The organism is Leuconostoc litchii, from assembly GCF_008107645.1.
GTDB lineage: Bacteria > Bacillota > Bacilli > Lactobacillales > Lactobacillaceae > Leuconostoc > Leuconostoc litchii.
In genome coordinates this window covers 446,070-472,439 of sequence record NZ_SDGY01000001.1, presented here as the reverse complement: position 1 = coordinate 472,439, position 26,370 = coordinate 446,070, and the positions used below count along the sequence as shown (strand labels likewise).

The following is a 26,370-nucleotide window of genomic DNA, read 5'->3' as shown; positions in this document are numbered from 1 at the left end:
GTGCTATAGTTAATAAACACTCCCAAAACGGCATATATGACAAATAGAAAAACAACCAATGACAATTGAAAAAACATTCTATCGACTAAGAAAAAACAAAAAAATAACACTCACGGCTTTATCAGATCAAAATGCATCTGCGTCTTTTATTGGAAAATTTGAAAAAGGACAATCAAACATGTCTGTTTCACGTTTTTTTAAACTGTTAGAGAAGATGCATGTAAGCCAGGCTGAATTTGAATTCTTACTTCTGGAAAATAATGAGAACTATTTATCAAAGCGTATTAAATTAATTGATAATCAAGCTATTACTAAAAAATTGATTCAAGATTTTTATAAAACAGTAAAAAAAGACCAAACAGAAAAAAATGGAGATAATACGCCTGAATTTCTATTAATCTTAGCGAACGGTCTACTTTTACTGTTAAATCAGGAGGTTAAGGAATGGCCTAGCAATGAACTATATGTGTTAGCTAAACCCGTGCAGGATTATTTACTTGGTGTTGAAACATGGGGGATTTATGAATTACAAATATTCACATTAACATCATTTATGTTACCAGCTGATATTTTATATTTATTAACAAAGTTAGCAATTAAACGGGTACAACTTTATGAACACTCATTATTAAACATTCAGACACAATTAATGCATGTCGTTTGGACATCATTTTCGACTTTGGTGTATGAGCAGCCCGAATCTGCATATAAATTACTCAACATTGCCGAAAACTATTTAATGAATCATATAAATGTAACTGAAAAAATTACATTAATTTTCAATAAAGGTTGGTATGACATAGAGACTGGAAATATCACAAAGGGCGTTCGCCAATCTAACATAGCTATAGATATTTATGATTCATTGGGTTATAACGAAAAGGCTGACAGTTTACGTACGCAGCTAGAACATCATATAAAAAGACAAGAAGATAAAAAACAAGGGCATAAACCTGATGGGTCGCGTGTAATTTCAATATACATTTAAAATATATTTTTTTATGTTCCAAACTAATCTATCAAAAAAGAGAAAAATAATGGTCAACAATTTGATAAATTATCACTACAAGGCAAGGTGCTTAGGAAAATTGTCATTATGTATGTTGCAACAAAATTGGTTCAAACGGTGATGCTTTTGATAGCTACGATTTGACTTTATTTAGTGTTTCGCTAAACTATCAAACTGATAACTAAATCAAATTCGCACACTTGACTTTTCCATGAAGTAATTTCCTTTTTAGGTAATACATACATTACCTAAAAAGGAAATTTATTATGCTTACAAATAATGTAAAAAAATTTAGAGTCGAAGCTGGAATGTCTCAGAAAGATCTCTCCTATATTGCTGGTGTTACTCGTCAAACGATGAGTTTAATTGAAAAAGGTGAGTACAATCCAACAATCAGTCTATGCTTGAGAATTTGTTGTGGACTTAACAAGACGCTTGATGAAGTTTTTTGGTTAAAACAGGGGGGCTGAAAATGAAAAAAGTCATGGATGAACGTTTAAAGATACAATTAATAAAAAATTTTAAACTAGCCTTTCTCGTTGAGAATTCTGTTATCCAATTTAATAATTTTATTAAAACACTAAAAAAATACCTTTGAACAACTATATGTTTAAAGTATTTTTATTTGCGCTCAATTTAATTGAAATAGATAAATAAATCATGACAAACGTATTTTACTATTTTGTTTTACAAACTAGTCATTTGTGTTACACTACTAGTATGCAATGCATAATAGAAGAGGTGATAACTTGTCGCAAAATGATATTTCTAGTCAAATGCTTAAAGGTATTCTGCAAGGTTGTTTGTTGATTTTAATTAATCAGCAGCCTTATTATGGCTATGCAATCAGCCAAGAACTTTCAAAGTATGGGTTTGCTGATGTTCCAAAGGGTACAATTTATCCATTGCTGATGAGTATGGAAAAAAAAGGTTTAATCGTTGGTAAAACGCAACCATCGAAAGACGGCCCACAACGCAAATATTACCACATAACAACTACTGGTAAACAAGCTCGACAAACATTTCTAAATAAATGGGATATGCTGTCACTCAACGTCAATGATTTAATAAATGAAAGAAGGAATGACACGTGAATAACGATAATTTGATTAATAAAAACAATCAGTTACGGGAAAAATTAAATTTAGAAAACAAACGATATTATGAAGATTTGTTAATCTATATCCGTGGTAAATCAACATTTAATAGAGAAAACGATGTAGAACAAATTCTATTAGACATGTTACATGACTTAATTGATGCTCAAAATAATGGACAATCCGCCGAAAGCTATTTTGGTAGAGATCCACAATTGTTGGCAGATGAGATACTCAAAACATTACCTAAGTCTTTTTTTGAAACATTAAAGTTAGCTTGTTACATCATGTTTGGATATGTCCTTTTCTTTACAATTCCCAACATAGTAGTGCCTTCAACCCAATTAGACCTTGGTAATTTAATCATATTTGGAACGCTTGGTTTTATATTTTCACTTGGTATTTTATGGTTAACCGGACAAGAAACATATCAAACAAATAAGTTCAAAAAATACACTAGTTATGCTGTGGGCGTTGTGATTTTCTTAAGCCTAATCATAGGTAGTGTTTTCCTGAAAACACCACTTTCCTTTAGTTTACCGGGTTGGTGGGGTATTGGTACTATCCTAATTTTATTTTTTATCACAACAACAATTTTCATAGTAGAGCGTAAACGAATGCCTTTTCTAATTACTATTTATGTTTTAATTGTACTTGATACGCTACTTGGAATTGGTAGTCGAATTCCAAGTTTCGCTGTATTACTAACCCAACCGATTTCCAAATCTACCGCATTATGGATTATATTAATTGTGGGACCAATCGTTGCACTTGTATGTGGCTTCGGAACTTACCGTTATATAATGAAAAATGAGTTGAATTAAATTTTTAAAAAATAATTTCTTCACACTTGCCCTAATGAAATTGTTTTTGCAAACCCATATTCATAAAAAGAACGTGGTAGGAATGTTTGGTTGTCGCTAAAAGTGATGAATACAGTTTAGCCTATACCATCATTTATGATACTGATAAAAAACAAGTCAATATCAAACAGCCATCAGTAATTTAGATAATCAAACAATTGAGACCCTAACCACTGTTATTATTCACACCAGCGGTACAGGTCAAAATGTAATTAACCAAACCGTTCTATTACCTAGCGATTTTGATATTAAGACACAAAAAATTAGTTTCTATCAAAATAAATACTTTAATTAATGTGTCATATATACTTGACACATTAATTAAAGTATTTTAGACTAGTGTTAGTCATATATAAATGACATTGGAGTTCAGTATGAATCATATCAAAGCGTATCGCAAAGCAAAAAAAATGTCACAATACGAATTAGCGCAAGCAATTGGGGTAGCAAGACAGACCATTAATTTGATTGAAAATGACAAATATAATCCATCACTATCGCTTTGTTTGAAGTTAGCTCATGTGCTTGAAACTGATCTGAACACACTTTTCTGGGAGGAAGAGGAAGATAATGAAGACTAAAGAAACACTGGCAACAAAACTACTCAAACGCTTTTATGGCGTTCAAGGGGTATTAGATGAATATCGACGTCAAGAACTTTATAAAATTGGTAATACCGGTTTTATGGTCATGTTTTATTATGCCTTAATTAGTAATTTTATTGTTTTATTTGTTTTTAGTCTTGATAATTACAAACATACAGAAGACATCTTAATGTGGTATATTGGCGCAAATATGATATTTTTAATTTGTGGCATTTGTGGATATATTATTTTTACGACAAAACGAAAACATTTAATTGAAAATGAAGTAGAAGTAAAAGATATTAAGAGTCAGAAAAAGCGTTTGATTTATGTCTCAATAAGACAAGGTATTATGTTCGGTATATTAACTTTTATTTTTAATGGTATAATGTCTCCTCATTTTAGTGATTTAACATCATGGCGCGCAATAGGAGCCCACATTATTGAAAGCACCTTCTTTGGTGTAGCCATGTACTTTTTTCAAAGAATGAATTTAAAGAAAGTACAGTAGATGATGATTAGGCAAACAATAAAATCAAATCAAGTAAAATATCTTAAGCTTGTCATGCTTATATTTTTGGGCGGTGCGATAGGCCATTTAATGCAAATTGCTCCTCATCTAAAGTATCAATGGAGTCAAAATATCATCGCTTTCATGGCGAGTGACTTGGGATCCTGGGCAGTCATCACACTGATAATTTGTTCGTATTCTGATAGTTGGCAAGAGTCAGCTATAAATACGGTGGCTTTTATGTGGAGCATGGTTATAACTTATTACGCTTTTAACCCCTTAACTGTTCTGTGGAATTTACACTGGATTATTCTAGCAATCTTAATGTTGCCCATTGGGGCAATAGGATATTTTTACAAAACTAAAATGAGTGTGGCACTATTATTCATCATCGGTTGTCTTTTTGCTCTTACAACACAGATTATGACGATTATTAGAATGATTACACTAAACAAAATGATTGTAAAAAATCAAGAGGGCATATCAATCATCGTTCATCAAACCTGGTTTGCTTACACAAATCGCATATTACTTGCTTTGATAACCTTATCTGGTATGTTTGCGGTGATGAACTATTGGCGAACTAAGTTGAGAAAAAATAAACAGAGTAGAGTAATCAATAATTAAAAAAAAGCACATCATGAAACAGCATATTAAGCGAATTGATAAAAATAATCATAATCAAAGTATTTCCAGTCATAGTATTTCTAATGGCTGGTTTTTTTATTGGTTCCGTAAGGGTCAATGTATTCTCAAAATAATAAAGTCACTACGATTCAGAATAAAAATGAAGCAATGCTCTTGTACAATGCCAATTGTTCACATTGTCAAAAGAACTATTATAAAATATTTTGGCACAATGTCTTGAACTTTAAAAATAAGACGAGACAAATTCAAAAAATTATTGTTCCAAATGCTAATAACAAGCATTACATAGATGACTTTGCTATTCAAGTCACACAACATTTATGAAAACAAACAATATTAATCAAAGATTTTCTGCCCATAGCCAGAAAATTAATTATTGTATTCAGACAGGAGGTTATTAGTAGTTCATAGGTAAAAAAATAAATATTAAGTATGAAAATCCCGTTGTGCAATATCAAGGTAATTTGTTATTGAGCACTATTGGGTGATGTTAATGATGAAAAGAGTAATAGGCAGTATGGCCAGATTTTTATCTTTGATAGTGCCGATGAAAGAGAACGAGAAAACATTTCTCAACACTTTGGTTTACCAGTCGCCAAAGACAATCTTGAAATGCTCAAATATTTGAAAAAGTCCAATATTAGTGACCTCTATGTTTTTCTGATTTCTTTTGTTGCGATAGTAAGTAACGTTGCTCTTTTATTTCTTGATTTCTTAATGATTTATGTTTCTTTTTCTCAAGTTTTGTAGTAGTTTGTGCTAATTTTACAGCTTCTTGTGCTTTAGTGCTAAGACCTGATTTTAAAGCCTTTTTTGCTAAGCGTTGCATTCTTTTCGGGTTGACCTTTTTTTGAATTCGCTCATTATTTGCTATATTTACTGTGTTGAAGCGAACATGATGCCAGTTTTCAATTAAAAGTTCATAAATCAAACTGTCTCGCGGTTCTGAAGTACCCAAATTTATTTTTGAAACCTCATAAATATCGCCAGTTCGCCGCTCAAAAATTCCAACATAAAAAGGTTGATCAAAAATAATGGTCAACGACAAAGAATTACTATTTTGGTGCATATCTTTTCTCCTTAATTTACCGATAGAAAGATGGACAACCAAGGAGGAGGTTTACTGAAAATTATTACATTTATGTCCGGACTACCAACCGCACAGTGTTTTTACTTTCTGGTTGTTATTATAACACTGAAGATAATTTAGTCTTATATTTTTATTAAAAAAATATTCAATAGATAAGAAGATTAGTAATGACACAAACATTTACGATACAAGACTTACTACAGTATTATCTAAAATACGAAGAGGGTATGGATTTAAACAAAAATATTGTAAGAAATATCCAGAAATGCTCTGCTGATTTTCATGCCTTATTGATGGAAAATAAAATGTTAAATCGAATGACTTGTTTGCGTGATCTAGACATTAAAAGACTTTATTTAAATGTACTTTGCTTTTTATTTTTTTGTTAATCAATGCATTATGTATTCTTATGGTGTTTAACTATTTTTCAAGCATTGTTAAAATTAAAAATTAGTTGGTGGGATATTCATTGAAGAGTCTATTGATGGTGAAAACTTGACAAATTAATTTAAATGAGGCATAGTTTGTAGTTATACTTAATAAAATATTTAGAGGAAGACAATAAGATGGGAATTTTAGACAATAAGAAAATAATCATTATGGGCGTTGCAAATAAAAGCAGTTTGGCATTTGGATGTATGCAAGCAATTCTAAATCAGGGTGGTCAAGTTATCTTGACTTATCAAAATGATCGTATGAAGCGTAGTTTAGATCGATTTGTGGACGAGTCAGTATTGAAAGTAGAATGTGATGTTTCTACGCCAGAAAACATTCAAATCGCTTTTAAAAAAATTGTTGACAAAGTAGGAAAAGTTGATGGTATTGTACACGCAATTGCCTACGCTGAAAAAAGTGATTTAGCAAATAAATTAACCGATTCAACACTTGAAAGTTTTACAACCGCTCAAAATATTAGCGTGTATTCATTCATTGCTACTGCCAAATACGGTTATGATATAATGAACAATGGCGGTTCAATTGTAACGCTGTCCTACATGGGGTCTGAAAGAGCTATTCCTAACTACAACATTATGGGAGTTGCTAAAGCCGGGCTAGAATCGTCTGTTCGTTATTTAGCACGTGATTTGGCGGAAAATAACATTCGAGTAAATGCCATCTCTGCTGGGGCGATTAAAACCTTAGCCGTTACTGGCGTTAAAAACCATAATGGTCTAATTCAAATGTCTGATGAACGTACTGTTGATGGCGTTGGTGTTACTATTGAAGAAGTTGGAAATACAGCTGCCTTTTTGTTGAGCCCTATCGCAAGTGGCGTAGTTGGAGATATAATTTACGTTGATAAGGGCACTCATCTCATATAAGATTAATTCATTTACTTTTTTATAACAATTCAAATACTCAGACAATAAACGCATTGCACTAACTATGACTTGCGTTTTTTTGTGACATAATTGAAAAATTATGAATTTAAGTTAGCATGATGAAATTGAAAGAAAGGGCGATGTGATTGGATTATATTCGGGAGAATGCATGGCAAAAAAGTGAAAATTCGATAGGATTGCCCAACCAAAAGTTTCATTAAAAAAATTATCAGATAAATGCAAACCATTTTGCATTTATCTGATAATTTTTATGTTCCTTGTTACAGACATATTTGTAACTCTGCTTTAATTATATATATTAGAGAAATAATTTTTGATGAAACCAGAGGTGCTTTTGATACAATTGTAAAACAAACAATTGTTTTTTAAGTTCTATCGAAATGGCTATCATTCGGACAATGATTATCAAATTGGTGGTAATGATTTGAAACAACAAACAGGTATTCACAGCTTGCAACCATCAGCCTTTAGTGGGCTACGACTAGTTTTACACTTGGGACAATTTACTAACCTTAGCGGTGTTATTTAGCACGGCTTTTTTGTACCACAAAGTTTAGTATTTGCTGATGGCACTGGCTTATCAAATTCCTGATGAGATTTTAGCCAAAAAACCAATTATAGCGATTGTCATGAGACCATTAAAATCTTTATCAAAACATCGTGGCGCTATTATTCATAGCAATTAAGGTTTTCATTATCAAAAACTAATATCGTACATGACAAACAAAACAACTTGTTCCATGATTTCAAAATCGTTGTTGATGACTTTATCAGTTATTGCAACAATCATCGCATTGAATATGTTAATTAATTAATTCTATTGTATCCAAAACTGTTTGAGTTTACTTTATTTTATTCGTTAGGCTTTTAATTTTTTCTAAAATAATTAATTTTATCTTTGATAATCCCCGTACCAATTTGTAATCTCAGGAACAAGTTTGAATAAGCATAATGCCTTATCCGTAAAATGATATGCAATTTGTGGAGGATTAGTTGGTACATGTTCTCTTGTAATAAGGCCGTTTGATTCGAGATCTTTTATTCTGGTTGCTAAAATTCTAGGATTAATGTCAGGGATACGATGTTTCATCATACCGTAGTGATTATGCCCGTCGTGAATAGCCTGTAAAATCTCAACGGTGAATTTTCCTTTAACGATATCTATTGTGGATTGTACGGGACAATTAGCTGTTGACATAGTATACTTTTTTTCCCTTCTTGTGGAGAGTTAATAATTGTTTATCATATTAAATATATCACAAGGGAGATAATAAGCAAATGCCAAACAATAGTATTATTACAGTACAGCAGTTGTCCAAACACTATGACAATCATAAAATTTTAGAAAATGTGGATATAGACATTTTCGAGTCAGATTTCACTGTTATTATGGGACCATCAGGTGCGGGAAAATCAACATTATTACAAAATATTTCGACCATGGATAAGCCAACTAACGGCAAAGTTCTTTTCAATCAACAAGATCTAACGCAATTTACGGATAAAAAACTATCACAATTTAGAAAAAAAGAGATTGGGTTTATTTTCCAATCATTTAACTTGATTGATCATCTAAGTGTTTTAGAAAATGTTTGTCTGCCAGGATTCCTGCTTCACTCAAAGTCTAAGCAACAAGTGGTCAAGCGTGCGCGGCAGTTACTTACTAGCTTAAGGCTTAGTGATCAAATAGATCAAGCAATTACGCACTTATCTGGTGGTCAAAAGCAGCGTGTTGCTATTGCTAGAAGTTTAATTAATCAACCTAAGCTGCTGTTTGCTGATGAACCAACAGGCGCCCTAGATTCGACCGCTGGTACTGAGGTACTTGATAGCCTGACTTTAAACAATCAGAATGGCCAAACAATCGTCATGGTTACTCATGATTTAAAAGCCGCTCTTCGTGCTGATCGTATTTTGTTTATTAAAGATGGGAAGATTTTCGGAGATAGAAAATTTTCCCCTTATGATTTCGATCAAATTGAAACAAGACGAATAGAAATTACCTCTTGGTTAGAAGAAATGGGGTGGTAATATGCGGAAAATCATCAAATCACTCATTTTAGGGCAGAAAACCTTTATGATAACTATTGCTTTATTAACTTTTCTGTCGGCGCTGACAAGTATGACCATAATAACTGCTTATCGTGCTAACATTTCTCAATATCAATCAGCTTATCGTAGAGATAAATTACCAGATGTAATCGTCAAAGTAGACAATGATCATGATATAACAGCTAGTCTAAAAAAACTTACAAACGTTAAAAGTGTTGTGTCTAATGCAGGCATTGTATCACAAGTCATGAACAAAAATAACGAAAATGTTGCGTTATTTATTTCGAATAAGAGCACAAATATTCATTTAAAAACGCCGGATAAGCATAAAATAATATTATCTTCCTATCTCAAATCAAATGGTGCTTTTAAAGTTGGTGACATTTTTTATATTGGACAACAACAGCTAACGGTACAAGGCTTTTATGATGATTATTTACTCGGCAGTCCATTGTTCAAATATAAGCAAGGGATTGTATCTCAAGAGACTTTACAAACTTTACAGCAACAAAAGGGACAACAGAAAAGTCAATTGGCGTATGTCAATGTTCTGAAAATGACTAGAAACAGTAATGCGGTATTATCAGATTATCAGGACAGATTACAAACAGATATTATTTATAATAAAATTTATATTCAAAAAGCTTATACAATGTTACCAACAATTGTAGCCCTCGTCATTATTTTAGCAGCAACGTTTTTATTTGGTATTTGTTTATTTGTTATGCGCTTTGCATTACTATCAGGCATTGAAAAAGATCGTCAAAAGATTGCAACGTTCAAGACGCTCGGGATAACTAATCAGCAAGTTAACTTGGCATATGTTTTGTCTTATTTAGGCAGTAATCTTGTTGGGCTAGTTGCCGCTACATTGGTTAGTTTTTGGACTAGCAATCTTGTATTCAGGTTTTTCTGGCAGTTAAATGGTCTGACGCGTGCACAACATGTGTCGATTAATATTGCAATTGTATTAGTCATTTCAATGATTATGATGGGATTCTCGATAGCGATTATTTTATTATCGCTCAAACCAATTAAATCAATTTCACCGACAGCAGCTTTTCATGGTGGTCAGAGTAAAAGTGTGCCAAGTAGGAGTCATTTAAGTTTGACTAAAAGTAGTATGCCACTACAAATAGTTTTAGCATTTAAAGACTATAGACAAAAAATTGGTCATTATATGACTTTCACTTTAGTGATTAGCTTATTTGTGTTTTTGAGTTTAATGATTATGACGCTCAATCAAGGGTTTAAAGGAAAAACTAATGATTTATTGGGTTTGCCGACTGTTGATTTGATGATGCGCACGCCAAACAATAGCGTGCGAAATGAAGCGTTAAAAAATATAGGTACGGTAACACCAATTAAATCCAGTGGTTATAACCAAGAAACCAAAATTCTTCTCAAAGATGAAGCCGTACCAGTACATCGATATAGTCAAATACCGCATGAAATAAAGTTATTAGCAGGACACCAGCCTAAACAACCAAATGATCTATTGATATCAAATAGTCTCATGAAAACATTACATCTCAGTATTGGTCAAACTGTTCGCGTCAAAACGGCAACCGTTAATAATAAACAGCTGACAATCGTTGGTACGTATCAAACAATTAACAACTTAGGAAAAGAAGCCTACGGGTTGATCGATACAAGCTTACCAATAACATCAACCTATATTAATTTAAAAAATACAACTAACAAAGATAAATTACTAAATCGTTTTTCACATGGTAATGTACAGTTGATTGATACAAGCGCAAGCACACAAAATTTAACAACGAGTGTTCAACGTGCAGTAGAAGTGTTGGCTAATGTCATTTTATTGCTAACATTTATTGTTTCTGGTTTGTTTGTTTATCTTGTCAGTTATCTGACGATTGAAACAGAAAAACGTCAATTAGCGTTGAAAAAAATGTTAGGCTTCACCAACAAGGAATTAAGGACTCAGTATTTACTCAGAGCAGGATTTGCATTGACTTTAGGTATTGTTCTGAGCCTTATGCTTAATAAATTTATTGGGTCTACCTCATTAAACAATTTAGTGAGCTTAGGTGGGCTAACAAAACTCAACGTACAATTACCATTATCATATAATTTATTCATTATTGCATTGTTGATTTTTGAAAGTAGTTTGATTGTTTTAATCGCAAGCCGACGAATAACAAAGATTAAAATTGGAGATTTTTTATGAAATTATTACACAGTATTCTTTTGAAAATTGCTCTTAGTATGGGAGTTATCATGTATTTGGCTTATGCGATTCCAACGAGTCAGTACACCAATCGTTATTTAATCGGCATTAGCATATTTACAGCGCTATTTTTACCTATATTTACATTTGTTAGTACCTATTTGGAACAACAAACGTTCAGACTTACTACCTCGATGTTTGCTAGTAAGTTTGCTAAATTTTTATGGCAAAGCCTTTATAATCTTTTTGCTCGTAGACTGCTTATCAAAGGGCATGTCATCGATGATACTAATTTACGAATGGTTGGTGGTTTAGTAGGCGCAGTGTGTTTAACTTCTTTTGCTTCACAAGGTTTACAATATCTTGCCATCATGATGAGCAACCATGCTAAAGGTAATCGATTTGCTAATATTTTTTTGCTTTGAGTTTTAATGTGATTATTAGTGCGTTAGCTGCAATAGGTTATAAAGAAATTCAGATGATTTTTATCGTATTGGGACTATTACTTGGTATTATTGGTATATTTATAAGTTTAATAACAGATATTTGGGGCCTCATACCTTCTAAAGGTGGTGTCGGTTTATTTCTTGGTACATTTAATCCTGTGCACAAATCACATATTACCATATTAAAACAATTTATAAATGAACGTCAGTTAGATAAGGTATACATTCATCCGACCGTTATTCCAAAAATGCATCAATATCTTTTAGATAAAGGTATGATTGAAATTGTTAAAGAGGAAGCGGGTAAGCGCTATTATGAAAAGTCTGCATCAGCTGACCCATTAGTTAATTTTTTTCCTACTGGCAAAGTTTTTTACGAAGCTGAAAATCGCGTATATATGCTAAAAACGGCGATTGAAGAGGCTGGTCTAGCGAAAAAAGTAAAAACACCCAACTGGAAATTAATCTGTTGGGTGCTTTTTTTAACTATTTGCGGCATATTAGTAGAAAATATGATGGATTTCCACCATACTATAAAAATAGGACAAACTAGGCATAGGCATTGCTAACAATTTGGCCGTCTTGATGATATGAATACCGGCTACAAATATAATTAACGGTATAAGTTATTCAGTGGAAATGATGCTGTGTTGACCAAGTTACATTGGTTTCACCATTATCAATTGCTTTCTCATAGTAGGAAAGCTTTTTTTGTAAAATATCACGTTGCTTAATACTATCTCTGACTTTTTCTTCGGCATTATTTAGCTCATTTTTAATAATATTTAGTCGTTCACTAATACTTTGGTCGCCTAATGCACAAAGATCAATATAGTTCTTAATAGACGGTAAACTCATTCCAGTGTGTCGGAGAGCTAGAACCATTTCAACGTATTCCAAATCTTTGTCAGAAAAAAGGCGGGCGTTTTGCTTATTTCGGAGAATATTGGGAAATAACTCTTTCTTAGCATAAAATCTTAAAGTATATGGTGAAACTGAAAAAAATTGAGCTACATCATTAATGGTATACATTTTTTTCTCCTTGACTGATAGTTACTATCATGCGGTATATTTAAAATACTAATGGATTATAGGAGAAAATACAATGACAAAAGACGTATGGTTTATTACTGGCGCATCAACAGGACTAGGTAAATCCTTGGTGCAATTTTTGTTAACTCAAAAATGCAAGGTGGTTGCCACAGCTAGAAATCCTGAAGTTATCAGAAAGTATACTCAACAATATACCAATCACGATGACTTAATGATTTTGCCAGTCGACGTCACTGACAAACAACAAATAGCAACCGCTATTGAAACTGTTGTCAAAACCTGGAATCAGATTGACGTGTTGCTTAATAATGCTGGATATGCCTATTTTTCGTCAGTAGAATTTGCTGATGATAATAAAGCTAAAAGCATGTTTGATGTAAATTTTTGGGGTGTCAAAAACATGTTAGACGCTGTCTTACCCATCATGAGAAAACAGAAAAGTGGTCATATTATGAACGTCTCTTCACTAGGCGGATTGAGGGCTTTTGCTGGTTTTGGTTATTATCACGCGACAAAATTTGCATTAGAGGGACTAACCGAAAGTTTATCTCAAGAAGTTGCGCCACTTGGAATTGATGTGACATTGCTTGAGCCAGGTGACTTCAAAACAGATTTTGCTGATAGGTCCTCAGTTGTTAATACGTCGATTAGTTCGGTATACGATGCTACGGCCGGTAATAATATAAAAGGACTGCAAAAACTTTCCGGTCATCAACCTGGTAATCCGTCTTTATTTGCGAAAGTAGTTTTTGACACACACCAAATAGAAGACAAACCATTTCGTCTATTATTGGGTTCTGATGCCTATGAAAGAGCGACCGAAAAATACAAAGATCTTTTAAACAAGTTTGAACACAATCGTGAGATAACCTTAGCAACGGATTTTCATAAAAAGGGTAAATGATTTACTAAAATTAAAAGAATGGACTAGAGACTGATTAAACAATCAGTCTCTTTTTAGAATAAAATGTTACAAGAATTGCTTTGTTTTAACTGTACAGTCGGGCGTGGGAAATTTTTTTAATTGTGTGATTTTTTTGTATTTTGACTAATGACTATGTCTAACTAGGAGAGAAAACAAGTCAATAGTCACACGAACTTAATCACTAACAAAAATATAATTCTTTCTGAATTGACATTAGAGTAGCTCGATAGTTTAGAATAAACTTATCAATTGATATTGCTGTTACTTTCGAAAGTAGTTTCACATAAAAAATTGGAGGAATTTTGGTTTGAAAATTGATGAGTTTTCTAAAATTAGTGATATATCTGTGTATACACTAAGATACTATGATCGATTAAATATTCTAAAACCATTTAGCGTCAATAAGACTAATGGATACCGAGAATATAGTTCTGAACAACTTTTGCGTGTAGCCGAAATAAATTCTTTGAAGGAGTTAGGTTTAACAATCAAAGAAATGGCATACTTTTTTGCTAATGATGCAAATGACGCACAAAAAATTCGAGAAATTGCTGATAAGCAAGTCAAAGAACTACAAAAAGTGATTAATCAAACTGAACAACAAATAAAACATATTCAAACCAATTTATTTCTATATAATAACGGAGGAATTAATTTTATGAACGGCATTACTATTAAAACCACTCGGCCATTTTTAGCAGCTGCATTACGAAAAACATATCAAAAGAGTTCTAAGACTTACGATGAGTTTTCTGAAAATATATGGGCTACTCTAGAAAACGAAATAAAAAACAGTGGTGGAATTCTATCCACACCTTGTTTAACAATGTATTATTCAGGTTTATATTTAAGTCAAGATGCTGAATCCGTTGATCAAGAAATTGTTGAGCCAATTACTAGTACGCTCAATATTGAAAAATTATCTAGTGTTAAAATTAGAGAAATACCAGCGGCAAAGGTAGCTTCAATCATTCATAATGAAGGGTTAGAAAATATTGGGGACAGCGGCAATCAGTTACTCAAATGGGTCACGGAAAATAATTATCATATTTCTGGTCCTATGAGAGAAATTTATCATACGGATCCAAATGATTCTGAAAAAATACTCACGGTTGAACTACAACTGCCGGTAAATCAGTAACCATTGAATAGTTCACAAAAAAATACGAGAGGCTAAAGACTGATTAAACAATCGGTCTTTTTTAGTTGTTACAATGGCGCAAAAATTAATATATTTTAGCTTTATGGTCGGGGTTGGGTTTATGTTTCCGATATTTTTAATCTTTATGCGTTCGAGTGAATCACTACATGTTGCTATGATAATTGCCAGTGTGCTGACTTTTTTTATTTATCGTTGTTCAAAGAACCTTTAAGATTTGCATTTAATCAATCAATTACATTATTTTCCTCAATAATTGTAAAAGTTGCTCTTTTTCTTGGTTATTAAGTTTTTGTAGTAACGTTTCTGAACTGGATTGTTCAAAAAAATGAAGTTCTGTATAAATTTCGGAAGCGAGGTTTGTAGGATAAATTCTCCTTAATCGCTTATCTTTACTATCTTCAACTGTATTAAGATAACCTAATTTTTCTAAGTTTTTAATTGTCCGAAAAGCTGTTGTTCTGTCAATACTGAGTTGGTCAGCTATCTCGCCTAAAAACATTCCTGGATTCTCACAAATACGAATAATATAAATAAATCGATTATTTCCCAAATTTAACGAATTAAATTTTTGATTACTTTGAATTTGTAATTTTCGGGTGATAGAACCTATATTTCTAATAATTTCAAACATTATTTCTCCTTTATTTTGGCTTTTGAAGCGCTGTAATTGAAATTAGTATAACATATATTTCAAAACCCATTGCAAACGCAATGATATGTTGATATAATTTTCTTAAAATTCATTGCATATGCAATGGAAAAGAGAGGATAATTCATGACGTCATTTATTTTATTTATATTTATCATGTCATTCACACCTGGTCCGAACACCATTATGGCTATGCTATCGGGGCAAAACATGGGATTTAAAAAAAGCTTACCTTTGAACTTAGGCATGGCAATCGGGTTTTCAGTTATCGGAATAATAATCATGTTTTTTGCTACACAAGTTCAGGGAAATCAGATAATTCTATTTTTAATGAAGATAATTGGAAGCTTGTATCTGGGTTATTTAACTTATCATGTTTACAATAGCAAGCCATCAAAAAATGAAATGATGATTTTGGGATTTAAAAATGGTTTAGCTGTTCAATTAACTAACGTCAAGGTATATTTATATTTTATAACTGGTCTTTCAGCTTATAGTTTAACTGGGCAACTTGGAAGTATGCTTTCTCGATTGCTATTAATGATTATAATGGGTTCATTGGGGACATTGTCTTGGACGCTATTTGGACAACTTATTGAAAATACGTACAAAAAGCATTACAAAATTTTTAATACAGTCATTGCTATACTTTTGATTATTTCAATTATAGATTTATGGAGATGAAAACGCATGTCAGAAAAATTGATATATTTACAGCAAAGTGATTTAACCGAATTAGAAACCAAAATTAAAAAAGTTGAAGGAAATGTAGTTGAGTTTGAAAAAACAATTATATATCCAGGCGGTGGTGGACAACCAATGGATATTGCCCACATCATACAAAACAGCAAAGAATTTACCGTGCTTGATGCACAGCAAAAAGATGACACGATTATTTATACTCTTGACGATGAATTAAATTCAAAACAACCAGTACGGCAACTAGTTAATAAAACTGATAGAGAACAAAAATGTCAATATCATACTTTGTTACACTTAATCGCAGCGGTAGCAGGGAGTGAATATGAGTGCAGAGTTTCAAGTAGTGAAATATTTGATGATCACGCTCGTATTGAACTATTGTTTCCAACTAATACAAAAAAGAGTGCGTTTGATCAACATACATTTTGGGATGCTGTTCTCACAACTTTATCTAATAATCATTCGGTCACTACAAAAGTAATTAATCGAAAAAATATTAAAGATGAAAGTTCAAAAGTTAGAACAGTTGTTAGTCTCATTCCTAAAGAAATTAGCAAGATTAGACTTGTTACAATTGACAATTTGGACACAGAGGCGTGTGCTGGAACTCATGTTTCCAACACAAACAAAATCTCAAAGAATTTGATTTTTACTGCTAAAAGCAAAGGAAGTAAAAAAATAAGAGCAAAAGTAGAAATAATAAGTTAACGATAGTACAGAGCAGAAACCATGCTTAGGCTATGTTATTTTAAGTTTATTCATTTGGTATCGGAAATTAGACAGTTGTAAGCGACAGACAAGGATTTTAATTCAAAGCGGGTGTGCCAAACTTCCAAACAACCTTGAGTGTATCAACGCAATTACAAGCTAAAATTCAGACAAGCACACTCTCAAATATACGGAGATGTGCTTTTTTAACAAAGAATTAGCATCCAAGGTACAAGATTTGATCTCAAAATCAATTGAGTTAACCTTTGCTTACCGTGATTTAGATTTGCTGATTAAGGGAGCTGATCGCAATACAGAAAGTGGTTCGAATAAGATTGAAGAACAATTATATCAAGCCAAATGACAGTTTATAAAACAGTTAATGTCATCACAAGAACTATTGCGGCATCAGGAAATATTGAGAGGCGTTGGTGGATTTAAAAAAGAAATTGTTGAGACAGCGCCTGAAAATCTATTAAATGATCGTCATGCTAAAGCCATCAAATAAATTTATGATGCCTTACCTCGAGACATGAAAGGGCGGTGGCAGGTTGGTAACGCTCATTTAACAGTTGGAAAAGGAAACATTTAGCGCAGATTGAAGATACCTCACTGAATGATATTGACCAACACTGTAAATCCAAATTTAAAGTTTTAAAGTAGGAATTTTTAGTTGTTTCAAGGTCCATCTGGATGGCTTTGTTAGAATTACCATTTGAATCATTAAAAATAGCTACCAAATCATTTCCGGCATAATGATTAAAACCAGTCCTTTCTAGTCCATCTAAATTGAAACTGATTGTCTCACCCATACTACCAGTGAACTTAGACTGAGAAATAGAATGATCATCAGTGGTAGTTTCCTAAATTGTTGAAGTGTTTTTATCAATTAAGTATTCAATGGCATAATCATTGAACTTTACCTCACAAGTCTTGACATTTTTTTATACTTATTTTTTGCAGTTTCTAAATCTTTACTTTTTTGTTCACTGGTCTTTTTCCCGCCAGTGCCTTTTTGGCTGAATCACAAGGTTCTAAGTATAGTTCAACGGATACAGCTTTGTTTGTTTCACATTGACATCTGTGACTATATCAGAGTCAGAAACTTCTGTAAATTCATTATCGTTTGATTTCGAAGTCACAATAATTGAGGAAGATATCCCTTGAATTGAATTTTTTGCTTCTGCGAAGGATTTGGTTTTTTAATGACGATTTTTTTACTGCTTCTGCTTCTTTTTTGTATTGTTCAATCTGCTTGTTTTGTTTTTCAATTGCTTGCAGTTTCTTAGCACTAGGTACTACTGTTACTATTTTGCTGATATGTATATTATTGTGTTTTGTCGTGATTTTGATGTTTGTGTTTTCTTGAATATTATCGTCATAGGTTAACTTAAAGTAGCCATTAGCATCGGCTGTTGTGGTATCACCAAAAATTCTAAAACCAATTTTCACATGTGATTTGGATGCTGTTTGTCTCTTTATATATACGATATGATTGATATTTTCATCAGCTTTCTCTGGAAGTTCAGGAAAAAGTGTACCGTTTTTCTTGTATTCCAACATTTGCAGACTTAGTTTACTATTGTCGATATTAGTTTTAACAATTGATCCAATAATTGCCATCACTATTATAAACAGTGTAATACCACTCGTCAGCAATTTTTTATTAGCTGATAAATTATGCCAAAAATCGTTGATTTTACTCCAAAATTGTTTTGCATTCTTTTTTAAATCCATCTTTTTCTCCTAAAAAAATGATATAAATATATATTAGTAAATTAATCATTGACATAGGCAACTAATTTGTGTGACAGAAAGTAACTGTTAATGTCAAAACTTGCTTTACTAGTACGAGTGGTTGAGGGTACAATTTAAATACTTAGTGCAAATAGTTTAACAAATGAGGAGTTACTTTTATTATGACTAATAACGATGTTTATTTCGTCGGGACGATGATGGGAGAAAAAGATTTTTCAGATGAATTTATTGCAAACGGTCAATGGCAACTGGGTTGGGTTGGTCAAGAAGATAATGAACAGTACCAAAAAATGTTAGCACTTTTGAATGAAATTAAGATAGGCGATGCCGTCATTTTAAAATCGACGTACACGCGTACTCATGAACTACCATTTGAAAACTATAATGATAAATCTGTTTCTGTCATGAAATTGAAAAAATTAGGCCATGTAAAACAAAATCCTCATGATGGTCATAATTTATTCATAAATTGGGAAACTGATTTTAAATCCAGAGAGTGGTATTTTTATACCAATCGACAGACCATTTGGAAAGTTTCAGATTCAGATAAAATAGCTGATACCAGTCAGTTAATTCAATTTGCCCTTAACAATGTCAAGCAAGACTATAATTATTTTTTGAACAAGTCAGGATTAATCTCTAATAATCACAGAACTATTCCGACAGAACTACAAAATAGAAAACAAGACTTTTTGGATTTTTATGACCAGGGGAAATGGACAGCAGCGATTCCTAAAGCAAACTGGTTATCTGGATATTGGGATGATAAAGAAAATTATCAAAGGATAAAGTTAGTATCTATCAGGCAGTTACTTTCATACATTAAGAGTCTTACAGAAACTGATAAAGAAGCAATAAAATTAATCCCAGATAACTTGTTTGCTATTGCAACGAGTGATGAATTTTTGAAAATATCTGATTTGATAAATGGCATCATTTTGAACCACCATCAAGAAATGAATGCAATTATTGATGATTTAAACATTGTCAAAGGTAATGGTCGACATGGGTGGAATTATTCTAATTTCAAAATACGTAACTGGTATCAAGATTATCAAAAATATTTATCTCAACATGACAGAAAAGGTGATAAAGACATGCACATGAAGGAATCAGAACTACTACTTAATTCTAAAAATATGATTCTTCGAGGCGCACCAGGTACTGGCAAAACATTTTTGGCAAAATCAATGGCAGCAGATATTATCAGTAACGGAGAAACAACAGATGTAAACAACTTATCAGAAGAACAACAAAAACAAATCGGTTTTGTTCAATTCCACCCTAGTTATGATTACACCGACTTTGTAGAAGGATTAAGGCCATTAGCAGATGCAGATGGTAATATGGGATTTGAACTTAAGAACGGTGTTTTTACAGAGTTTATAAGAAAAGCACGACAGAATTTGGAACTGTCACAAAAGTCAGATGAAGAACAGACACTTGAAAATGATACGAAAATTTTGCTGAATGCCTATATTGAAACTATTACGATTGGTGAATCTAAATTGAAACTCCAGGAGGGTAGTGAATTTTATTTTGATACTATTGATAATGATAAAATTAATTTAATTGCACCAAGAAGTAATATATCTCACAAGGTTGTTTTAAAAACGAATTATTTGTTGAAAATGTTGGCGTCTTTCGATTCTGATTTTTCTCGTCCTAAAGATGTATCAGACTTTTTCAAAAAATACAATATCATACAGCGGCAGGAAAATTCCTATTATTTTTCAATATACAAAGACATTCGAGAGAACCAACAGAAACTTAAAAATCATGAACGAAAAAGTCCAGTAAATAAAAAACCATTTGTTTTCATTATTGACGAAATTAATCGGGGTGAAATTTCAAAGATATTTGGTGAATTGTTTTACAGTATCGATCCCGGTTATCGTGGAGAAACCGGTGCTGTGTCAACACAATATGCTAACTTGCATGATGATCCTAGCGAAATGTTTTTTGTACCAGAAAATGTTTATATCATTGGTACTATGAACGATATTGATCGTTCTGTCGATAGCTTTGATTTTGCTATGAGGCGTCGATTCCGTTTTGTAGAAATAAAAGCATCAGACCAATTGAAAATGTTGGATACGCTCGAGGACAGTGTTAGAGAGCAAGCTATTAAAAAATTAACTGATCTAAATAATGAAATTTCTGCAACAGAAGAGTTGAATGAAAACTATCAAATTGGCCCATCATATTTTTTGAAACTTGAACAGATTGACTTTGATGAACTTTGGAATGATTATCTGCAACCTCTTTTAGAAGAGTACATACGTGGCATGTATAATGAAAGTGAAATCATGGATCGGTTCCAAGCGGCATATTATCAAAAGAGTACTCAAGATGAAAACGATACTAATTACTGATAATACAATGAACGATAAGTCGATATTGAATTCGATATCTTCATTAACGAACCAGATTTTGGATAAAACATTGAACCAGTTAGAGGAAGAAGACTTATTTGTTTTCCCAAATATCACAGATAACTCTGATGATCTAAGTGGCGACCAAATGGTTTTACAAAGTGTGAATAATAGTTATCGTTCAAGTAACGTTATGGGATTTCTGGGTTTTGACGACGAAGAATTGATTATTCAATCACGTTTTTCACTTGTTCAAGGTGATGAGCAGCAAAGGAACGATTATTTTTTTCAATATTTGTTGGAAAAAGTTCTTGATCTACCAAATGTAACTGATTTTGATACTTCTTTTAGTCAATCAGAACGAATTTTTAATCTTTATATTTTTTTATTTCCATTGTATTTGAAGAAAGCTATGCGCAAAGGGCTTTATAAAACCTATGTCTGGCGAAGCTACAATAATTCGAACGTGAAGGGCATCATAGACGTAAAAAAACACGTTCAAGTCAATACACCATTTGTTGGTAATGTTGCTTTTAAACAGCGAGAATTTTCATTTGACAATGCTATGAATCAGCTCGTTCGGCATACTATTGAATTTGTTAAAACTAAGGAATTTGGAAAGGTAATCCTCGCAAAATGTAAAGATCAATCGGATAAAATCATTGAATCTACACCAAATTATCAATATTTTGACCGAAATAGAGTTATGACAAATAACAAACACAATCCTATTAGACATGCCTATTATCATGAGTATCGTTTATTACAGCGTTTATGCTTAAAAATCTTGCAACATCAAAAACACAACATAGGCTTTGGTCCAAATCATATTAATGGTATCTTATTTGATGGGGCATGGCTTTGGGAAGAATACATCAATAAGTTGATTGGGACAAATTTTTATCATCCAAAAAACAAGTTAGGTATAGATGCGCAACAATTATTTTCAAAAAGCAAAAATTATTTCCAAATTGGCCGAATTTATCCTGATTTTATTAGTAAAAATAGTAACAAAAGAATAATTGCAGACGCTAAATATAAACCCATTAAGAACATTGCAAATAAAGACTATTTACAAGTTTTGGCATATATGTTTCGATTTAAAGCCAAAATGGGGTTTTACATTTATCCAGCAAACAACAACGAATCAGATTCTGAATCGAAAATGTATTTGAACGAAGGAACCACTTTTGAAAATAATGTGAAGCATCAAGAAGATATTATTATTACAAAATTGGGTTTGATGATACCGGACAATAAGGATTTAACATATTCTGAGTTTTCTCAAGAAATGAAATTGAATGAAACCCAACTTGTAAAATCGATAATTAATGATCAAGATGTTGGCTACTAATTACTTTTATTCTGATCTAAAGTAAAGTCTAGATATCCTACTACGCACTTGGTAAAATATCAGTATTTCACTAACTACAATTCGCATATTTTCTGGTGCGTGAACAGTTTCTTTTTTATGAACACAAGCCATGAAAGGATACAAGTTTAAAAGACGTCTAACATTTTCGGTGTTAGACGTCTTTTAAATTAGTTATTATGTAGCATTATTCTATTACTCAAAATTAACTTTCACACTTGTTTCTTTGCCAGTCGACTTGAACAGTGTGGTGTAATAATCCTTAGCCGAATCCTGAATCATGTCTTTGTATGTTTTTAAGTAATGCTTTTGTTTACTACTTGAAAGTGCTTGAGAAACAAGTTGCCCCGTATCTACGTTTTTTGTTGATGCACTCAAAATATTGCCACTGTCATCATAAAGTTGGTAAGGGTTTTTCTTATCTAATTCAACACCAATAACGTCGAATTTAGGTACTGTAATATCAACTTGGTTCTTATCATTATATTTAATCTTGACAGGATTTTTGATTCCCAACTTAGCATCATAGTTTAAAATAATTATCGCTTTTTTCTCTGTTAGTGGTACCCCTATGTGAGTCCATGGTATTTTAAGATTATTTTGTCTTGTTTCGATATCTTGTATACCGACATTCAAAAAAACATGTTCATCAACTTTTTCAAGGTTTTTAACCATTGTAGCTGTAGTTGACTGACTGGTTTGAATTCCGGCATCTTGATTATTGAAAAGACTATTTAATTTAAAACCAGCAATCAAACCGACAATTAAAATCACGACTAACAAGACAAGGATAAGCCATGTCTTAGCTCTACTACTTCTTCGCCTAAACTTCATTATAGTTGTACCCGCTGTATATATTATTTTTTGTTAACGAATTTCATAACTAATCCAAAAATTACCAATCCAACAAAAGCCAGGGTAGGATTTAAAAATAGTAATCCAAACAATACCAAAACTAAAATAAAAGTTATCGCTTTTTTCATCTCACACTCCAGTAAATTCTCTCAATTACTCATTACTATATCATATTATAGGACCTCACTAAAAACAATAACTTGAGTTTTCCTATCTACTCATTCTCTTCGTATTGACGCCTCAAAATGCTTATTTCTGGCTTCAGTTTCTCATTGGCAATTGGCAACGAGAAGGGACGAAGGTGGGGTAGTTGATTACCAAAAATCTCATAATAATGATCAAGCTCACCACTGCCAAATGCCTCTATATAATCATGTAATCCAGAGTTGCCGCCGATATTTTCGATTAGTCCATAGCCCGATCCTCCAGTGACCCTAGGAATGTCATGCAACAATATTTCTTTTGTTTCCATTGATTCAACGTTTAAAGAAATCTTCCAATTATCTCCGAAGTCGTACTGAAATGTAAATTGATTGCTGAGATTTGAAGACGAAAAAAATTGACTCAAATTTGTTTCCATGACACTATGATGCTTACCGGGTGCTACGAATTCTGGTAAATCCATTTCTGGTAATAAATAATAGTAAGATTGCTGATGATTAAAAAGTTCAAAACTCTTTTGAAAACCAAATAGGTGGGAGCCTTCTAATCCAAAAGCAGATATTAAGGTATACCCCAAATATGCAAGTGAGCGTTCCGCATTAATCAAAATCGTTCGACCAATGACTGGTTGGAAATCATCAAGTTTAGCTTCAATTTGATAGATAGTATGAGTGGCCATTGTTTATTTCTTTCAAGTTATTTTTGTTTGTTAAAAATAAGTTTAGCATATCAGCCTTAAGGCTAGTATAAATTTATAATACTGAGATTATTGCTACACTATACTGGGGTTTATTGCAGTTAATGTTTGCTAAATAATTTTGCTTGAGAAATGCCTTGACATTAGCAAAGAAATATTATAAATTTAATTCAACAAATAAATCACGTGTTATATCAAGAGCTAGTGAGTGGTTACACACTTTGACCTAGCAGCAACCTGCCGGCCGGTAAGGTGCTCCACTGTAAACGGATATACGTCACTTAACCGTGTTCGTATATCGAGCGCGGTTTTTTTGTGACAAAGTCCCAGTGACGTGAAACAGGAGAAATAGATGTCAAGTATACTAGATGATCAACTACGATTCATGGCTTTAAAGCAATACGGGTTAATTGAATCAATTAAAACACCCGACATTTCTGAAGCAGATTTAGCATTAATACTGAAAAATACAGAAAATGAAACTATTGAACAATTAGCAACTGAACAGCTGCAACATCTTAATAGTCAGGCCATCCAAAATAATTTGAATTTGTATCACAAATTCTATGATTTGAAAGGTATGGCAGCTTACAGGGCGAGAACACAAATTGTTATCGAACTGAAAAACAGATATAAGAAAGCTAATCCTGATGAAAAAGTTAAAATTCTGGATATTTTATATAATGCTAATTAATGTGATGGAACACTCAAACCAGGATTTTTTGTGTCTGCCGTGATATCAAGTGCTGTTTAAAAGCTCAATTAGATTATTGATTTGATAGAACGCAATCTTGTTCAATTAGTATGGTCAATTTACGTTGATTAGTGGCATAATATAAATATGAATTATAGATATAATTAGTGTGCTCTTATGCTAGATTTACGGACAGATTTTCTTCTGCCCTGTAAACTAATAGCATAGGAGCATTTTTTAATATGATTCGATACAAAAAAGAATTTAAGCCGTCTCTTGTTGAGATGCACAATCAAGGCCGCTCATATACTGATCTATCCGCTGAATACGGATCTTCGGTCGACTCAATCCGTAACTGGGTCAAGTTGTACGCGGTCCACGAAGTGGACGGCGAAAAATGGACGCAAGCTGATGTAAACGCATTACAAAAGGAAAACGACAAACTTCGCGAAGAACTTGAGATTTTAAAACGAGCCGCGGTGTTACTTCCGAGGTACAACTAACGCAAAATCCCGAGTTAGGACTGGAAATCATTGACAGTTCGCTCGTAATGGGACACCGCATAACAAGCGTTTTATCAGCTTTGAATATAGCTCGAAGCACTTATTATCAATGGGAAAATTGGCATCCCAGCCAACAAGAGACGCATCGCCGCATTTTTACGGTTCATTTTGAACACTGAAGTTGGTGATCGTTTGGTTTGGGAGCTCATGAATGAGATGAGCCTTAAATCTCGCATGGTCAGGAAGTCATATAAGAAGCCGACGACGACCACTGACACACCACAAAAGCCCAATCTCATGAAGAATTTGGAAGATTTGAGTGGCGTTCTAACGACTGACATCACGTACATCCAGCTGATGAATAGAGACTGGGTTTACCTGGCGACGGTCTATGACCCAGAAAAACGCCGTGTTGTCTCATATGGACTGAGTTCAGAGATGACCAAAGAATTCGCAACGACTGTTGTCGTGAAGGCTCTAAGAGCCAACGGTAAACCAAAGATGATTCACAGCGACATGGGAAGCCAGTACACTTCAAGTCTGTTCGAAGGAACGTTGCAAAACGCTGGGATAGATCATTCTTACTCGCGTAAGGGGCATCCTTACGACAACGCACGTATCGAGAGCTTTCATTCGCTCATCAAGCGTGAGCTGATTTATCACGAAGAATACAGAACATTGATGATGTCAGGGCATCTGTCGAATCGTATGTGAACTGGTACAACAACGAACGTATTAATTCACGCATTGAATGGCTTCAAGCCTCCTAGACCAATGTTTGGTTGACTCAATCTCGGTTATCGGCACTAGCCGATACGACGCCGTTTATAAGCCGTCACTTGTGAATTTCAAAAATTCGCTTTGTGAAGGCTTATTTGTTGCACGATACACCTTGTGAAATCCGGCTGGTTCACAATC

Annotated in this window: 31 protein-coding genes and 3 pseudogenes; 27 read left to right on the top strand and 7 right to left on the bottom strand. The window is 33.0% G+C overall.

The annotated features are described in order from the left end of the window. Window positions 1–58 precede the first annotated feature (58 nt). The 9 genes and pseudogenes from ESZ47_RS02465 to ESZ47_RS09600 all read left to right on the top strand — a co-directional run bounded on the left by ESZ47_RS02465 (window position 59) and on the right by ESZ47_RS09600 (window position 5,113). Window positions 59–988, top strand: coding sequence for an Rgg family transcriptional regulator (locus ESZ47_RS02465; RefSeq protein ID WP_148604427.1), 930 nt, complete (start codon window positions 59–61; stop codon window positions 986–988). Window positions 989–1,275: 287 nt separating this feature from the next. Beyond that, window positions 1,276–1,479 (top strand): helix-turn-helix transcriptional regulator, encoded by a 204-nt coding sequence (locus ESZ47_RS02460; RefSeq protein ID WP_148604425.1) that lies wholly within the window; start codon window positions 1,276–1,278, stop codon window positions 1,477–1,479. A 255-nt stretch (window positions 1,480–1,734) separates the two neighbouring features. Next, entirely contained in the window at window positions 1,735–2,103 is a 369-nt protein-coding gene (locus ESZ47_RS02455; protein WP_425280128.1) for a PadR family transcriptional regulator, read from the top strand. Further along, window positions 2,100–2,930, top strand: coding sequence for a DUF1129 domain-containing protein (locus ESZ47_RS02450; RefSeq protein ID WP_148604424.1), 831 nt, complete (start codon window positions 2,100–2,102; stop codon window positions 2,928–2,930). Before ESZ47_RS02455 ends, ESZ47_RS02450 begins: the two co-directional genes overlap by 4 nt. Before the next feature lie 151 nt (window positions 2,931–3,081). After that, window positions 3,082–3,304, top strand: a pseudogene (locus ESZ47_RS09490) (hypothetical protein); the annotation flags it as partial. A 39-nt stretch (window positions 3,305–3,343) separates the two neighbouring features. Beyond that, window positions 3,344–3,550: a helix-turn-helix transcriptional regulator gene (locus ESZ47_RS02440; protein WP_148604422.1), complete on the top strand. Its 207-nt coding sequence runs from the start codon at window positions 3,344–3,346 to the stop codon at window positions 3,548–3,550. After that, the gene (locus tag ESZ47_RS02435; protein ID WP_148604420.1) at window positions 3,540–4,064 is read left to right on the top strand and encodes a DUF3278 domain-containing protein; all 525 of its coding nucleotides are present in this window, start codon (window positions 3,540–3,542) and stop codon (window positions 4,062–4,064) included. Before ESZ47_RS02440 ends, ESZ47_RS02435 begins: the two co-directional genes overlap by 11 nt. Then, the gene (locus ESZ47_RS02430; RefSeq protein WP_148604419.1) at window positions 4,065–4,691 is read left to right on the top strand and encodes a hypothetical protein; all 627 of its coding nucleotides are present in this window, start codon (window positions 4,065–4,067) and stop codon (window positions 4,689–4,691) included. 23 nt (window positions 4,692–4,714) lie between these two features. Continuing rightward, window positions 4,715–5,113: pseudogene (locus ESZ47_RS09600) on the top strand (thiol-disulfide isomerase). A gap of 239 nt (window positions 5,114–5,352) precedes the next feature. Here the strand turns inward: ESZ47_RS09600 and ESZ47_RS02415 are convergent. Continuing rightward, complete coding sequence (locus ESZ47_RS02415) at window positions 5,353–5,781, bottom strand: YjdF family protein (protein ID WP_148604415.1); 429 nt, start codon at window positions 5,779–5,781, stop codon at window positions 5,353–5,355. A 587-nt stretch (window positions 5,782–6,368) separates the two neighbouring features. On the opposite strand from ESZ47_RS02415, the gene fabI reads away from it, so the two are divergent. Beyond that, complete coding sequence (fabI, locus tag ESZ47_RS02405) at window positions 6,369–7,124, top strand: enoyl-ACP reductase FabI (protein ID WP_148604411.1); 756 nt, start codon at window positions 6,369–6,371, stop codon at window positions 7,122–7,124. 379 nt (window positions 7,125–7,503) lie between these two features. Then, window positions 7,504–7,674, top strand: a complete 171-nt coding sequence (locus ESZ47_RS02400; protein ID WP_244307545.1) for a hypothetical protein — start codon at window positions 7,504–7,506, stop codon at window positions 7,672–7,674. A 363-nt stretch (window positions 7,675–8,037) separates the two neighbouring features. Here ESZ47_RS02400 and ESZ47_RS02395 read toward each other — a convergent pair whose 3' ends face one another. Continuing rightward, window positions 8,038–8,343, bottom strand: coding sequence for a winged helix-turn-helix transcriptional regulator (locus ESZ47_RS02395; protein WP_148604409.1), 306 nt, complete (start codon window positions 8,341–8,343; stop codon window positions 8,038–8,040). A gap of 80 nt (window positions 8,344–8,423) precedes the next feature. Here ESZ47_RS02395 and ESZ47_RS02390 point away from each other — a divergent pair, with 80 nt between their 5' ends. The 4 genes from ESZ47_RS02390 to ESZ47_RS09475 are packed head-to-tail and all read left to right on the top strand — an operon-like array spanning window position 8,424 to window position 12,406. After that, window positions 8,424–9,176, top strand: coding sequence for an ABC transporter ATP-binding protein (locus tag ESZ47_RS02390; RefSeq protein ID WP_148604408.1), 753 nt, complete (start codon window positions 8,424–8,426; stop codon window positions 9,174–9,176). A 46-nt stretch (window positions 9,177–9,222) separates the two neighbouring features. Next, a complete protein-coding gene (locus tag ESZ47_RS02385; RefSeq protein ID WP_244307544.1) occupies window positions 9,223–11,391 on the top strand; it encodes an ABC transporter permease in 2,169 nt (722 codons plus the stop codon). Beyond that, the gene (locus ESZ47_RS09480; protein ID WP_244307543.1) at window positions 11,388–11,816 is read left to right on the top strand and encodes a hypothetical protein; all 429 of its coding nucleotides are present in this window, start codon (window positions 11,388–11,390) and stop codon (window positions 11,814–11,816) included. Before ESZ47_RS02385 ends, ESZ47_RS09480 begins: the two co-directional genes overlap by 4 nt. An 8-nt stretch (window positions 11,817–11,824) precedes the next feature. After that, entirely contained in the window at window positions 11,825–12,406 is a 582-nt protein-coding gene (locus tag ESZ47_RS09475; protein ID WP_244307542.1) for a hypothetical protein, read from the top strand. A 61-nt stretch (window positions 12,407–12,467) separates the two neighbouring features. On the opposite strand, the gene ESZ47_RS02375 is transcribed toward ESZ47_RS09475, so the two are convergent. After that, the gene (locus ESZ47_RS02375; RefSeq protein WP_148604404.1) at window positions 12,468–12,869 is read right to left on the bottom strand and encodes a MerR family transcriptional regulator; all 402 of its coding nucleotides are present in this window, start codon (window positions 12,867–12,869) and stop codon (window positions 12,468–12,470) included. 73 nt (window positions 12,870–12,942) lie between these two features. Between ESZ47_RS02375 and ESZ47_RS02370 the strand changes: the two genes are divergently transcribed. Further along, window positions 12,943–13,794 carry an SDR family NAD(P)-dependent oxidoreductase gene (locus ESZ47_RS02370; protein ID WP_148604402.1) on the top strand — a complete coding sequence of 284 codons (852 nt, stop codon included), beginning with the start codon at window positions 12,943–12,945 and terminating at the stop codon, window positions 13,792–13,794. A 328-nt stretch (window positions 13,795–14,122) separates the two neighbouring features. Beyond that, on the top strand, window positions 14,123–14,956 hold the full coding sequence (locus tag ESZ47_RS02365) for a MerR family transcriptional regulator (protein WP_148604400.1): 834 nt from the start codon (window positions 14,123–14,125) through the stop codon (window positions 14,954–14,956). A 253-nt stretch (window positions 14,957–15,209) separates the two neighbouring features. Here the strand turns inward: ESZ47_RS02365 and ESZ47_RS02360 are convergent, their stop codons facing one another. After that, window positions 15,210–15,608 (bottom strand): MarR family winged helix-turn-helix transcriptional regulator, encoded by a 399-nt coding sequence (locus tag ESZ47_RS02360; RefSeq protein ID WP_148604399.1) that lies wholly within the window; start codon window positions 15,606–15,608, stop codon window positions 15,210–15,212. A 144-nt stretch (window positions 15,609–15,752) separates the two neighbouring features. Here ESZ47_RS02360 and ESZ47_RS02355 point away from each other — a divergent pair, with 144 nt between their 5' ends. From ESZ47_RS02355 to ESZ47_RS09560, 4 genes and pseudogenes are all read left to right on the top strand, one after another. Next, complete coding sequence (locus ESZ47_RS02355) at window positions 15,753–16,310, top strand: LysE family transporter (RefSeq protein WP_148604397.1); 558 nt, start codon at window positions 15,753–15,755, stop codon at window positions 16,308–16,310. Window positions 16,311–16,316: 6 nt separating this feature from the next. Beyond that, the gene (locus tag ESZ47_RS02350) at window positions 16,317–17,036 is read left to right on the top strand and encodes an alanyl-tRNA editing protein (RefSeq protein ID WP_148604395.1); all 720 of its coding nucleotides are present in this window, start codon (window positions 16,317–16,319) and stop codon (window positions 17,034–17,036) included. Between the two features lie 71 nt (window positions 17,037–17,107). Next, window positions 17,108–17,400 (top strand): annotated as a pseudogene (locus ESZ47_RS02345) (hypothetical protein); the annotation flags it as partial. Between the two features lie 18 nt (window positions 17,401–17,418). After that, complete coding sequence (locus ESZ47_RS09560) at window positions 17,419–17,544, top strand: hypothetical protein (protein ID WP_280114205.1); 126 nt, start codon at window positions 17,419–17,421, stop codon at window positions 17,542–17,544. 611 nt (window positions 17,545–18,155) lie between these two features. On the opposite strand, the gene ESZ47_RS02340 is transcribed toward ESZ47_RS09560, so the two are convergent. Beyond that, window positions 18,156–18,773 (bottom strand): hypothetical protein, encoded by a 618-nt coding sequence (locus ESZ47_RS02340; RefSeq protein ID WP_148604394.1) that lies wholly within the window; start codon window positions 18,771–18,773, stop codon window positions 18,156–18,158. 182 nt (window positions 18,774–18,955) lie between these two features. Here ESZ47_RS02340 and ESZ47_RS09430 point away from each other — a divergent pair, with 182 nt between their 5' ends. Further along, the gene (locus tag ESZ47_RS09430; RefSeq protein WP_148604392.1) at window positions 18,956–21,169 is read left to right on the top strand and encodes an McrB family protein; all 2,214 of its coding nucleotides are present in this window, start codon (window positions 18,956–18,958) and stop codon (window positions 21,167–21,169) included. Next, entirely contained in the window at window positions 21,147–22,523 is a 1,377-nt protein-coding gene (locus ESZ47_RS02330; protein ID WP_148604390.1) for a 5-methylcytosine restriction system specificity protein McrC, read from the top strand. The genes ESZ47_RS09430 and ESZ47_RS02330 overlap by 23 nt, the downstream gene beginning before the upstream one ends. Before the next feature lie 213 nt (window positions 22,524–22,736). Here ESZ47_RS02330 and ESZ47_RS02325 read toward each other — a convergent pair whose 3' ends face one another. Together ESZ47_RS02325 and ESZ47_RS02320 are read right to left on the bottom strand one after the other, a co-directional pair. Further along, window positions 22,737–23,375, bottom strand: a complete 639-nt coding sequence (locus ESZ47_RS02325) for a DUF4230 domain-containing protein (protein ID WP_148604389.1) — start codon at window positions 23,373–23,375, stop codon at window positions 22,737–22,739. A gap of 235 nt (window positions 23,376–23,610) precedes the next feature. After that, a complete protein-coding gene (locus tag ESZ47_RS02320) occupies window positions 23,611–24,237 on the bottom strand; it encodes an IS1096 element passenger TnpR family protein (RefSeq protein WP_148604387.1) in 627 nt (208 codons plus the stop codon). A 370-nt stretch (window positions 24,238–24,607) separates the two neighbouring features. Between ESZ47_RS02320 and ESZ47_RS02315 the strand changes: the two genes are divergently transcribed. From ESZ47_RS02315 to ESZ47_RS09595, 4 genes are all read left to right on the top strand, one after another. Further along, complete coding sequence (locus ESZ47_RS02315) at window positions 24,608–24,949, top strand: hypothetical protein (RefSeq protein ID WP_148604385.1); 342 nt, start codon at window positions 24,608–24,610, stop codon at window positions 24,947–24,949. Window positions 24,950–25,191: 242 nt separating this feature from the next. Then, entirely contained in the window at window positions 25,192–25,452 is a 261-nt protein-coding gene (locus tag ESZ47_RS02310) for a transposase (protein ID WP_244307541.1), read from the top strand. Window positions 25,453–25,659: 207 nt separating this feature from the next. Beyond that, the gene (locus tag ESZ47_RS02305) at window positions 25,660–26,166 is read left to right on the top strand and encodes a DDE-type integrase/transposase/recombinase (protein ID WP_244307540.1); all 507 of its coding nucleotides are present in this window, start codon (window positions 25,660–25,662) and stop codon (window positions 26,164–26,166) included. Next, on the top strand, window positions 26,121–26,222 hold the full coding sequence (locus ESZ47_RS09595; protein ID WP_348534621.1) for an IS3 family transposase: 102 nt from the start codon (window positions 26,121–26,123) through the stop codon (window positions 26,220–26,222). The genes ESZ47_RS02305 and ESZ47_RS09595 overlap by 46 nt, the downstream gene beginning before the upstream one ends. Window positions 26,223–26,370: the final 148 nt, after the last annotated feature.

What these genes read in the sequence shown, in the direction of transcription:
- ESZ47_RS02350 (WP_148604395.1), top strand. Translation starts at nt 16,317, where the DNA reads ATGTCAGAAAAATTGATATATTTACAGCAAAGTGATTTAACCGAATTA.
- ESZ47_RS02305 (WP_244307540.1), top strand. Translation starts at nt 25,660, where the DNA reads ATGAATGAGATGAGCCTTAAATCTCGCATGGTCAGGAAGTCATATAAG.
- ESZ47_RS02455 (WP_425280128.1), top strand. Translation starts at nt 1,735, where the DNA reads ATGCATAATAGAAGAGGTGATAACTTGTCGCAAAATGATATTTCTAGT.
- ESZ47_RS02385 (WP_244307544.1), top strand. Translation starts at nt 9,223, where the DNA reads ATGATAACTATTGCTTTATTAACTTTTCTGTCGGCGCTGACAAGTATG.
- ESZ47_RS02310 (WP_244307541.1), top strand. Translation starts at nt 25,192, where the DNA reads ATGATTCGATACAAAAAAGAATTTAAGCCGTCTCTTGTTGAGATGCAC.
- ESZ47_RS02340 (WP_148604394.1), bottom strand. Translation starts at nt 18,773, where the DNA reads ATGGATTTAAAAAAGAATGCAAAACAATTTTGGAGTAAAATCAACGAT.
- ESZ47_RS02375 (WP_148604404.1), bottom strand. Translation starts at nt 12,869, where the DNA reads ATGTATACCATTAATGATGTAGCTCAATTTTTTTCAGTTTCACCATAT.
- ESZ47_RS02390 (WP_148604408.1), top strand. Translation starts at nt 8,424, where the DNA reads ATGCCAAACAATAGTATTATTACAGTACAGCAGTTGTCCAAACACTAT.
- ESZ47_RS02395 (WP_148604409.1), bottom strand. Translation starts at nt 8,343, where the DNA reads ATGTCAACAGCTAATTGTCCCGTACAATCCACAATAGATATCGTTAAA.
- ESZ47_RS09430 (WP_148604392.1), top strand. Translation starts at nt 18,956, where the DNA reads ATGACTAATAACGATGTTTATTTCGTCGGGACGATGATGGGAGAAAAA.
- ESZ47_RS09560 (WP_280114205.1), top strand. Translation starts at nt 17,419, where the DNA reads ATGTCATCACAAGAACTATTGCGGCATCAGGAAATATTGAGAGGCGTT.
- ESZ47_RS02330 (WP_148604390.1), top strand. Translation starts at nt 21,147, where the DNA reads ATGAAAACGATACTAATTACTGATAATACAATGAACGATAAGTCGATA.
- ESZ47_RS02325 (WP_148604389.1), bottom strand. Translation starts at nt 23,375, where the DNA reads ATGAAGTTTAGGCGAAGAAGTAGTAGAGCTAAGACATGGCTTATCCTT.
- ESZ47_RS02430 (WP_148604419.1), top strand. Translation starts at nt 4,065, where the DNA reads ATGATGATTAGGCAAACAATAAAATCAAATCAAGTAAAATATCTTAAG.
- ESZ47_RS02440 (WP_148604422.1), top strand. Translation starts at nt 3,344, where the DNA reads ATGAATCATATCAAAGCGTATCGCAAAGCAAAAAAAATGTCACAATAC.
- ESZ47_RS09480 (WP_244307543.1), top strand. Translation starts at nt 11,388, where the DNA reads ATGAAATTATTACACAGTATTCTTTTGAAAATTGCTCTTAGTATGGGA.
- ESZ47_RS02415 (WP_148604415.1), bottom strand. Translation starts at nt 5,781, where the DNA reads ATGCACCAAAATAGTAATTCTTTGTCGTTGACCATTATTTTTGATCAA.
- ESZ47_RS02360 (WP_148604399.1), bottom strand. Translation starts at nt 15,608, where the DNA reads ATGTTTGAAATTATTAGAAATATAGGTTCTATCACCCGAAAATTACAA.
- ESZ47_RS02355 (WP_148604397.1), top strand. Translation starts at nt 15,753, where the DNA reads ATGACGTCATTTATTTTATTTATATTTATCATGTCATTCACACCTGGT.
- ESZ47_RS02465 (WP_148604427.1), top strand. Translation starts at nt 59, where the DNA reads ATGACAATTGAAAAAACATTCTATCGACTAAGAAAAAACAAAAAAATA.
- fabI (WP_148604411.1), top strand. Translation starts at nt 6,369, where the DNA reads ATGGGAATTTTAGACAATAAGAAAATAATCATTATGGGCGTTGCAAAT.
- ESZ47_RS02315 (WP_148604385.1), top strand. Translation starts at nt 24,608, where the DNA reads ATGTCAAGTATACTAGATGATCAACTACGATTCATGGCTTTAAAGCAA.
- ESZ47_RS02320 (WP_148604387.1), bottom strand. Translation starts at nt 24,237, where the DNA reads ATGGCCACTCATACTATCTATCAAATTGAAGCTAAACTTGATGATTTC.
- ESZ47_RS02460 (WP_148604425.1), top strand. Translation starts at nt 1,276, where the DNA reads ATGCTTACAAATAATGTAAAAAAATTTAGAGTCGAAGCTGGAATGTCT.
- ESZ47_RS02370 (WP_148604402.1), top strand. Translation starts at nt 12,943, where the DNA reads ATGACAAAAGACGTATGGTTTATTACTGGCGCATCAACAGGACTAGGT.
- ESZ47_RS02435 (WP_148604420.1), top strand. Translation starts at nt 3,540, where the DNA reads ATGAAGACTAAAGAAACACTGGCAACAAAACTACTCAAACGCTTTTAT.